The sequence below is a fragment of the Kribbella albertanoniae genome (assembly GCF_004348455.1).
Lineage (GTDB): Bacteria > Actinomycetota > Actinomycetes > Propionibacteriales > Kribbellaceae > Kribbella > Kribbella albertanoniae.
The window spans coordinates 1-9,036 of record NZ_SMKA01000344.1 but is presented as its reverse complement, the minus strand read 5'-3'; the positions used below and the strand labels follow the sequence as shown (position 1 = coordinate 9,036).

The 9,036-nt window shown below is 66.5% G+C and carries 6 protein-coding genes; 3 read left to right on the top strand and 3 right to left on the bottom strand.

Annotated features, from left to right (window positions below; genetic code table 11):
- Both E1261_RS40700 and E1261_RS40695 read left to right on the top strand, forming a co-directional pair.
- The coding region (locus E1261_RS40700) for a ComEC/Rec2 family competence protein (RefSeq protein ID WP_132415103.1) at window positions 1-2,315 on the top strand (2,315 nt) is incomplete at its 5' end.
- A 372-nt stretch (window positions 2,316-2,687) separates the two neighbouring features.
- Window positions 2,688-3,251, top strand: a complete 564-nt coding sequence (locus E1261_RS40695) for an SAF domain-containing protein (protein WP_165952814.1) — start codon at window positions 2,688-2,690, stop codon at window positions 3,249-3,251.
- On the opposite strand, the gene E1261_RS40690 is transcribed toward E1261_RS40695, so the two are convergent.
- From E1261_RS40690 to E1261_RS40680, 3 genes are all read right to left on the bottom strand, one after another.
- Window positions 3,156-4,166: a hypothetical protein gene (locus E1261_RS40690; protein ID WP_132415101.1), complete on the bottom strand. Its 1,011-nt coding sequence runs from the start codon at window positions 4,164-4,166 to the stop codon at window positions 3,156-3,158. The genes E1261_RS40695 and E1261_RS40690 overlap by 96 nt on opposite strands.
- A gap of 845 nt (window positions 4,167-5,011) precedes the next feature.
- A complete protein-coding gene (locus E1261_RS40685; protein ID WP_132415100.1) occupies window positions 5,012-7,177 on the bottom strand; it encodes a CHAT domain-containing protein in 2,166 nt (721 codons plus the stop codon).
- A gap of 3 nt (window positions 7,178-7,180) precedes the next feature.
- Complete coding sequence (locus tag E1261_RS40680) at window positions 7,181-7,549, bottom strand: hypothetical protein (RefSeq protein ID WP_132415099.1); 369 nt, start codon at window positions 7,547-7,549, stop codon at window positions 7,181-7,183.
- Between the two features lie 892 nt (window positions 7,550-8,441).
- Between E1261_RS40680 and E1261_RS40675 the strand changes: the two genes are divergently transcribed.
- Window positions 8,442-9,036: DUF222 domain-containing protein (locus tag E1261_RS40675; protein ID WP_132415098.1), on the top strand; the 595-nt coding region annotated here is incomplete at its 3' end.

Below are 9,036 nucleotides of genomic sequence, written 5' to 3'. Positions count from 1 at the left end.
CAGCAGTCACCCTCGCCCTCGCCACCATCACCACCCTCCGCCTCCGCCGAACCACCCGCCGCCAACCACCCACCGCCTCGCCACCAGCCCGCCGAAGCTGGGTGCTCCTCGGCGTCCTCGTCGTCATGACCGGCATGGCCCTCGCTGCAGCTCTCCAGACCCACAGCCTCCGCACCGGTCCGATCCGCGCACTGGCCGCCGACTCCACCACCGTCGACGTCCACCTGAAGCTGGACAGCGACCCGGCCGTCCGCCGCACCCCAGGAACCCACCGCCCGCCGTACGTCGTCCTCCAAGCAACCATCGAAGAAGTCCGTCCCCGCACCCCTCCAGACAAGCAACCTTCTCCCGCCGCAGACTCTCAACCAACCCGCGTACGCACCCCCGTCCTCGTCATTGCCGGCGAGAGTTGGCGCCATGTCCGCTACGGGCAACGGATCGCGGCGACCGGCCGCCTCGAAGCCGTGCAGGACGGCGACGACGTCGCAGCGACCCTCTCCATCCGCACCGCACCCCGCCCGCTAGCCGAACCCACCTGGTGGCTCCGCGCCGCCGAACGAGTCCGAGCCGGCCTCCGCGCCGCAGTCGCCGACGAACCCGCCGACGTCCGCGGCCTGGTCCCGGCCTTGGTCATGGGCGACGAATCAGCCCTCTCCGAAGACCTCACCGAAGACTTCAAAACCACCGGCCTCACCCACCTCTCCGCCGTCTCCGGCACCAACCTCACCCTGCTCCTCGTCTTCGTCCTCCCCTGCGCCCGCCTGATCGGAGTCCGCGCCCGCGGTCTGACAGCAGTCGGAGTGATGACCGTCGTCATCTTCGTGATCCTCGCCCGCCCACAACCCAGCGTCCTCCGAGCCGCCGCCATGGGCCTGATCGCCCTAGCCGCCATGACCAGCGGCGACGGCCGCCGCCGAGCCGTCCGCAGCCTCTCGGTCGCGGTCATAGTCCTGCTCCTGTTCGACACCTCACTAGCCCGCTCAGCCGGCTTCGCCCTCTCGGTACTAGCCACCGCAGGCATCGTCCTACTCGGCCCCGGCTGGCGCGACGCCCTCGCCAACTGGCTCCCGACCTGGCTCGCCGAAGCCATCGCCTGCCCACTAGCAGCCCAACTAGCCTGTACGCCGATCGTCGCCTGGCTCTCCGGTGAGGTCTCCCTCGTGGCCGTTGCCGCCAACCTGTTGGCCGCCCCCGCCGTTGGCCCAGCCACGATCCTCGGCTTCGCCGCAGCAGGCGTTGCCCTGGTCAGCACCGAGGCCGCCCAACTGATCGGCTGGACCGCAGGCTGGCCGGCCCGATGGATCATCCTGATAGCCCGCCAAGGCGCCGACCTCCCGGGAGCCGCAAATCCCTGGCCAGCAACGGTAATCGGCGTAGCAATCCTCACCCTGCTCTGCCTCGCCCTGGTCCTCGGCCTCCACCGCATCCTGTCCCGACCGATCGCGATGCTCCTCGCCATCCTGCTGCTCGCACTCGCCGTACTGCGCCCGGTCAGCTCCTTCGGCTGGCCACCCCGCGACTGGCTACTAGTCATGTGCGATGTCGGCCAGGGCGACGGAATCGTCTTGCGAGCAGGGGAGCGCAGCGCAGTAGTCGTCGACACCGGCCCTGACCCAACGGCGATGAACCGATGCCTCCGCGACCTCAAGATCGAGCACATTCCGGTCCTCGTCCTCACCCACTTCCACGCCGACCACGTCGGCGGACTGGCCGGCGTACTCAACGGCCGACGCGTCGACGAACTGGAAGTGACGCCGTACTTCTCACCCCGCGCAGAGCACCGCCGAGTGACCAACCTAGCGACGCAACACCGCGTCCCGATCCGAACCGTCACCTACCAGGAAAAGCGAGTCGTCGACCAGCTGACCTGGACAGTCCTCTGGCCTGCCCGAGTCCCAGCACTACCCCCACCCGGCGCCTCCTCCGCAACCCCCACCGACGAAGGCTCCCCGGAGAACAACGCCAGCATCACCATGATGGTCGAGACCAACGGCCTCCGCCTCCTCCTCACCGGCGACCTCGAACCCGAGTCCCAACGAGCCATCCTCGCCACCGGCGCCGACCTCCGCGCCGACGTCCTCAAAGTTCCCCACCACGGCTCAGCCCAGCAAGACCCAGCCTTCATCGCCGCCACCCAAGCCCGCCTGGCCCTCATCTCCGCCGGCCAAAACAACGACTACGGCCACCCAGCCCCCCGAACCCTCGACCTCCTCTCCCACCAAACCACCCGCACAGCCACCACCAGCACAACCGGCCCCCTAGCCCTGACCAACCCCAACAACCACCTCTCCCTCACCACCCACCACCCCCGCTGAACCTCTACTTTTGATTGCCCACAGCAACTAAGCAGCCCGGATTCGACGGTCGCAGCGCACCTGCAGCAGCCAGAGAGCCCGTCAGCCTCAAGTAACGTTCACGCGATTGCTGGCACCTGCCTGGCCGCCGTACGTGTACGTCGGGGTGATGCTGGTACGACAATGCGGGATTCGAACAGGAACCGGTTCAAGGTCGAGGCTTGCCAAGATCGCCATGATTGCCTCGGCGTTATCGGATGGCTTTGTGTGCCCACGCTGCGCGTTTGTGACTGGGCGTGTCACGGCCAGTACCGATGTAGCGGCAGCTACGTTCAAAGGGTGTCCTTCACTGGAGCATCCGCGAGTAAGCCGCCGCGACTTCGAGGTCTTCGGATGTCCTGGCTGGTTTGGGCGTTGGTAGTGCTGGTAGCGGTCGGCGGTGCGCTCTATCTGGGGTTCACGAGCGGTACCAAACAGGTCTATGTCGCGGACGTCGACCTGCCCGCTTATCACCAATTGACCGAGGACGACCTCGAACTGAAAGCTGTCGACCGTAGTCGGCTCCCGCGCGACGCGGTCCAGGAGTCCGGCCGCGATGGACTTCTCGGCCGCTACACGACACGTGCGGTGAAGCAGGGCCAGCCGCTGCTGACCGACTCCTGCGGACCTCGGCTTCCCAGCCACGCCATCATGGCTCCGACAGTGGCTCTGCCATGGACTGCGGAGACCAGCCTCGGCGGCCAACTGGCGAAGGGAGATCAGGTCAAGGTCATGTTCTCCCCGAACGAAATGCCTTCGTCCTCGGCCGGTCCAGTCGTGGACGCCCTGGTGCTCGACCTGATCAGCGGGTCCTCGGTCGTGTTAGCGGTCAGGCCCGCTGACATCGCGACCATCGCGACTCACCGGGGCAGCAGCACGCTGTCCATCGCCCGGGTTGCCGCCTATGCCGGGTCCTGACTGCTCGTGCCGCTTGATGTATCTCCGGTGCGGCCCGGCCCAGTCGGGTTCTTTGTTCCACAGGATGAAGGCCTTGATGTCCATGAAGGCTTCGCGCTCGTCCCTGACATCTGCCACCGAAGGCCAGGCCAGAAGCAGCCGGTCGCGGTACAGGTCGAAGGCTGTGCGTTGCTGCTCCGCCACCTGGATCGCGCTGGAGAGCGAGAGCTTGTACGCGGCCGAGCCGATCAGGCAGCCACCGACGACGACGCCGAGGAAGACAAAGGCAGAAGCATGCGCGACGAGCAGGATCACCGCGCAGATGACGGTTGACACCGCTGCCTGGAAGGAGACGACCAGAGGGAACTGGTACTGGATGATGGCGGCCTCGTAGTCCCGCTGGAATGCTTCCGGAAGCAGCGGGTAGAGCCGCGGCCAGAAGTAGATGGTTTCGATCCCGTACCGCTTGTTTGCGTAGCGCTCGCCGGCCAGCAGGATGTTTCCGAGCCGGGTGGGAAGCACCTGCCGCCGGTAGGACTTCATCGGATAGCGGTAGTACGCCGCCATTGCGTTGCCGTGCTTCTTCGACAGGAGTCGATCCATCGTCTCCCGGTGCCGGGTCTGCCCGTTGAAGTAGGCGAGCCGGTCGGACCCGGTGACAAAAGGGTACCCCTCGAACAGCCGCACGATATTGCGCCACTGGCTGGCGACACCGGCGGCCAGGAAGTAGATCAGTGCGAAGTAGCTGAAGATCCCGGTCAGTTTGGTCAGCAGGTCAATCTGCGTCCACCACTGGGTCGACTGCTTCGTCGGCCACCAGACAAGAGCGAAGGTCAGCGAGGTGATGGTGGTGAAGATGAAGGTGGGCAGTAGTGCGTTGAAGAAGAAGCGGCGGGAGAACAGCCCGGCGAGCTGCTGGAGGGCAGTGGTGATCATGGAGAGACATCGGGGCAGGGAACGATCTTCAGATCTCTGGGAGCACCGTCACAGTTATCTCGAGGGCAGCCAGTGTCCCACGCACCCAACATCGCGCTGACTTGGTCGCACTTCTTACAGCGCACGCAAGTAGCGTCGGGATCGCCAGCTGGAATCTCGCCCCCGGGGCCCATCCACTGATGGTCACGCCGATTTAGGCGCAGCACAAGAGGGGCACGAGCTGCAAGCTGGTTGAGGCCTCATTGCGTCGGCTGTTGGGAGATGGGCTCCTCGCGGTCTCGCTGGCGGGAGCGTCTCAGGAGGTGAGTGTGTTCGACGGCCTGTTGTCGGCGGTTGTATGCCCTGGGAGAGAACCTCGGCAGGCCGACCGGGATGCCCAACCGGTGCGAGGTCACCTCGCCCCTCGTGACCCTGGACGCGCGCCGACCGCTCACAGGGTCCGTCACGCTGATGCGCTGCCGACAATCAGTACCGCGCCAATGCCGAAGGCAAGTACTGCGGACCGGCCTTCCGGAATCGCGGCCACCGATTCCAATTGAGGCCGCACAAGACGAGCAGAAGCACGGTGAATACTGCCACGCCCGTCGCTGTGGCCTGGGCCTAGATCTCATGTGTTGCCTGGCTGACAGTTGGCACGACCACGAGCAGACCTACGGCAGCAACGACGAAGACCACGACTGGATGAGAACCAGGCCCGGAAACGGCATCGGTGGCGGCAGCAGCCTCGGGACATCCCCGGTACGTCGTCGGTGGCCTGATCTCTTGTCTCGGCGGCTCGATCGACTGCTTGACGTCAGCGCTGTTGATCGCGACGTTCGACGGGCCTGTCGCCCGTTTCGGTGCCCTCAGAATCGTCCCAGGAGGTTGAGCCCGGCTGCCTGAGGGCGCTGGGTTACCGGATCGAGCGACAGGTAAGCGGACCGGAACGCAGCAGCCAGCGGCGTGCCTGAGAAGGCTCTCGTGTAGGTCCGGGTCAGGAGCTCGGCCGCCACCAGGTCGTCGATCGCCCAGACCCCGCCGATAACCGTCGAGGAACCGGCCGCCAAGCAGCCGAGCGATGCCGCGACCGAGCTTCGCGTCATCGCCGACCGGGCCGACCAGCAACAGCCCAGGACCACGACGGGCGGCAGCTTCATCGACAACATCGCGGCCGGCGACTTCACATCGTCGGGGATCAGCATCCGGTACTCGAACCCGTCGCCGGTCGTGCCGTGCACGGCGATCGTCAGCAGATCGAAGTTCTCGCGAGCCAGGCAGGACCGGAGCTCCTCTACTGAACGGACTCGGGTGACGTCGGCCAAGCCCTGCTCGGCGAGCTCGGACAGCACCCGCAACTCGACCATCGCACCCGGCAGGTCGTCGTCGAACACCCCGATCACGCGTGGACGACCAGGAAGGACAGCCTCCCGCATGCGCAACGATGCCGCGAGCGAAGGCGCGATCACGAGCTCGCGAACGGCGTCAGGCGCGAGCCGCTGCCACGGCAACTCCCACCCGGCGGCGTCGGGTACGACGATCACCCGCTCCTCCGCGAGGTCCTGGAACAGAAGGTCGGCGAGGTACTCGATCTGTTCGGGATTCGAACGCTCGGAGTTCTGCCCGAGCGCACCTCGTACGGCGCCGCTCCCATACGAGCCGAGATCCGTCGATCGCACCTCCACCGTGGACCGGCCGGGGCTCAGAGTGCAGACCACAACACTGTCCCCGGTGTCGGCTTCGTTGAGCGAGACCCACAGAATCGTGCAGTCCGGGAACCTGGCTCGGGCCGTGTCGTGATCGACCACCTCGGCATCGAGGCTGAGGAGGTCGAACATCGCCAGATCTGCCGCGGCGGCCGTCGCCATGAACGGGTTCGGCCGACGGTGATCGATCACGACTCCGTGCCGGATCTCGGCGGCGAAGTCGACAACTTGGGCGGCTACTGATCCACTCGTGCTGCTGGGATCGCTGTCGACGAGCCCGATCGCGTGCTTTTGCAGCCGTACGAAGTACGACTCACTGTCGATGACCGTTCGCGACCGGCTGACATGGTCGGCGGCCAGCCGCTCGAGGCTCGCCAGAACCGCGGCCGGGTCAGGTAGCAATTCACCTTCGAGCCGGAAGAACTCGGCGAAGAGACGGTACGCCGCTCGGCTGGCCCCCGAGTTCTCCGCCGCCATCGCACGTTCATAGGCGAGCGCGGCCTCCGGCCAGTCCCGTCTCCGGGCAGCGGCCGCGGCGCGGTTGACCAGGGATTCCCCGTCGATCGATGCACCAGCGGCCAGCGCGTCGCGGCGGTCCTCGACCAGCACGAGTCCCTGGGCGAGAGCGTACGCCGGGTCGCGCGTGGAGATCGACGCGAACTGAGACCTGGCTCGGTTCACCAGGTCCTGGTGGTCGTCGAAACGGGCTTCCAGTTGGGCGATCTGAGCCTCGTACAGGCTCTGGACGACGCGGTAGCCGTCAGAGACCGGAGTGCTGGCGAGCTGTGCCAGTGCTCGGCGCAGCAGGTCCTGATTGGCCGTCGAGTGCGCGGTATGGATCGCCGCGTACAGCACCGCACCTCGTTCCGTACGACGGGAAGCGCTGTCGACCTCGACCAGCAATGCTCGGGCGACGGCGCCGGCGAGCAGCGGTGGCATCGTGTGGATCTCGGCCTTTGGCCAGGCCGAGAGGAGGTAGACGATGCTTCGATCGGCGGTGCCCGGCCTGATCTGCCCGGCTGCCCGGCGGGCAGCAGTTGCTTCGTCGTTCCGTCCCATCTCGGTCAGGTGCCGCGCGGACTCCGTGAGCAGGCTCGCGATGATCGTCCGCGTGATCGTCGGCAGCGGTCGGCCCATGAAGGCCTCGTCGAGCACCGTGGTGACGTGTTCGATGGTCGACCGGTAGACCGGCCCGCGGTCAATGCTCTCGAAGAGCCGAGCGACGGCCCGCAGGTCGTCCTGGTCCGCGGGGCCGAGTTCGTCGATCGGGACGATCCCGGCGCTCTCTGTGAGTTTGGCCGCGATCGCCTTGAGCAGCCGTTCCCTCATGCGCTACTTGTCCCGCAGCCGGGTGAACACCGTTCTCCGGAGCAGCCGCTCGATCTCCTCGGTGCTGGTTTCCGCGGTGATCGGGATCCGGACCTGGCCACCCGGCCCGGAGGCTTCCAGGTAGACGATCTCCTTCTTCGAGCGGCGATCGGTCTTCCTTCGCCCGAAGAGGACCCGGCACATCTGTGCTAGCTCGGCCAACGTCTTCGGGGTCTGCAGCAGCGACACAGTCGTCGCGGCCCCGGTCGCGAAACCGGCCAGCAGTTCCCAGTTGACGTTCCGCCGCCCGCTTATCACCTCGGCGAGGTCGTTCTCCACCAAGAACTCGGCGAGCTCGGCCGGCATCGCCAGCTCGATCGACGGCTGATCCATCAGGTTCCCCCCAGTGCGTCCTCGAGTCGAAGCCCACCGCCTCCGGCCCCCCAGTGGCTACCCTGCGTGCTTCGATCCAGCACTATGCACCCATCACGCTCTGTTGCCAAGCGCTGGACCGCGGATCCCGGGGGAAGATCTGCCGAGATCCGCCCAGACATCTCGCCCAGTTTTGCGGGCAACGCGAGCGACAACGCCCACCCGCATCCCCTGGAGATGAGCGTCCTCTGATCGGCCCGGGTCCCAGCGTTACCCCCACCCGGCGCCTCGTCCGCAACCCCCACCGGCGAAGGCTCCCCGGAGAACAACGCCAGCATCACCATGATGGTCGAGATCCGATGACTGAGGGATGCTGCGGTCAGCGGGTGGTCGTCATCTGGGGCTGACGGGCTTTGGTTGCCGTCCACGGAGAGGTCGCCTGTCGGTGCCGCGTCGGGTGTGGCGTGCCAATGCGGGGAGAGAGTTCGGCCGTCGAGGCACAACATCGTCCCCGACCTCCGCCCGCTCCGCGCCAGCCGCCCCGACCACCGTGCCGATCGCCGCACACCTCCGCGCGAACTGCAGCACCCGTCTGCGCCGACCTTCCGGACCCGAGCCCGTTAGCTACCAGCGACGGACTACCTGCCGGCCGACCGCAGCATCCCCCTCAGCCACAGGCTTGGCCAACCATCCTCTGTCAGCCGACCGCGGCGGCGAGCGCCCGCCACCAGCCACACCGGCCGCATCTGAATGCGGCAAGCAGGCAGTAGTTGCTAGAAGCAAGCAATTGACTGTTCCATGCCCCAGCAATGCCTGTGGATGAATCGACCGAGATCTGTGGATAAGTATTTCCCTTGAAAATAAGGGGTTCTGGCTTTGAAAACTGTCGGTGGGCCTGTCTAGAGTTAACGGTATGGAACTCCTGGGCGAGCGACCGGCGTGGTCGATGAACGGCAGCGAAGCACTGTCGTCCATCGACTCGATCGACGCCGAGATCGCCCGCCTGGAAACCGCCCGCCTGCCCTATGTCGCGCGCGTCGACGAGACCGGGCACGCCGAAGAGCTCGGTGCCCGTAACACTGCCGAGCTGCTGGCGTTCCGGTATCGGATGGACCCGCGTAAGGCCCACGCCACGGTCCGGGTCGCTCTCGCGCTGCCCAAGTACGCCGCTGTCTCCGACGCGTTGCCCGACCCGGCTGTTGCGGTGCCGGTCCCGGACGGCACCGACGACACACTCCCACCCGAAGTCCTGCTGCGCCCCGAGCAGATGGGCGTGATCGTGTCCATGCTCGAAAAGGTCCCCGCCACCGTCCCGGCCGAGACTCTCCGCGTCGCAGAAGAAGAGCTGGTCAAGCTCGGCCGCAACATGTCGCCCGCCGAACTGCGCAAAGCCGCCCAGCGCGCCCGCGACCTCCTCGACCAGGACGGTCCCGAGCCCGACGAGCAGAAGGCCTACGCCCGCGAACGGCTCAATCTGATCCCCGACGAACACGGCGTCCGGATCTCCG

Bases quoted from the DNA above. Each gene is read 5' to 3' on its own strand.
- E1261_RS40695 (WP_165952814.1), top strand. From the start codon at position 2,688: ATGTCCTGGCTGGTTTGGGCGTTGGTAGTGCTGGTAGCGGTCGGCGGT.
- E1261_RS40690 (WP_132415101.1), bottom strand. From the start codon at position 4,166: ATGATCACCACTGCCCTCCAGCAGCTCGCCGGGCTGTTCTCCCGCCGC.
- E1261_RS40685 (WP_132415100.1), bottom strand. From the start codon at position 7,177: ATGAGGGAACGGCTGCTCAAGGCGATCGCGGCCAAACTCACAGAGAGC.
- E1261_RS40680 (WP_132415099.1), bottom strand. From the start codon at position 7,549: ATGGATCAGCCGTCGATCGAGCTGGCGATGCCGGCCGAGCTCGCCGAG.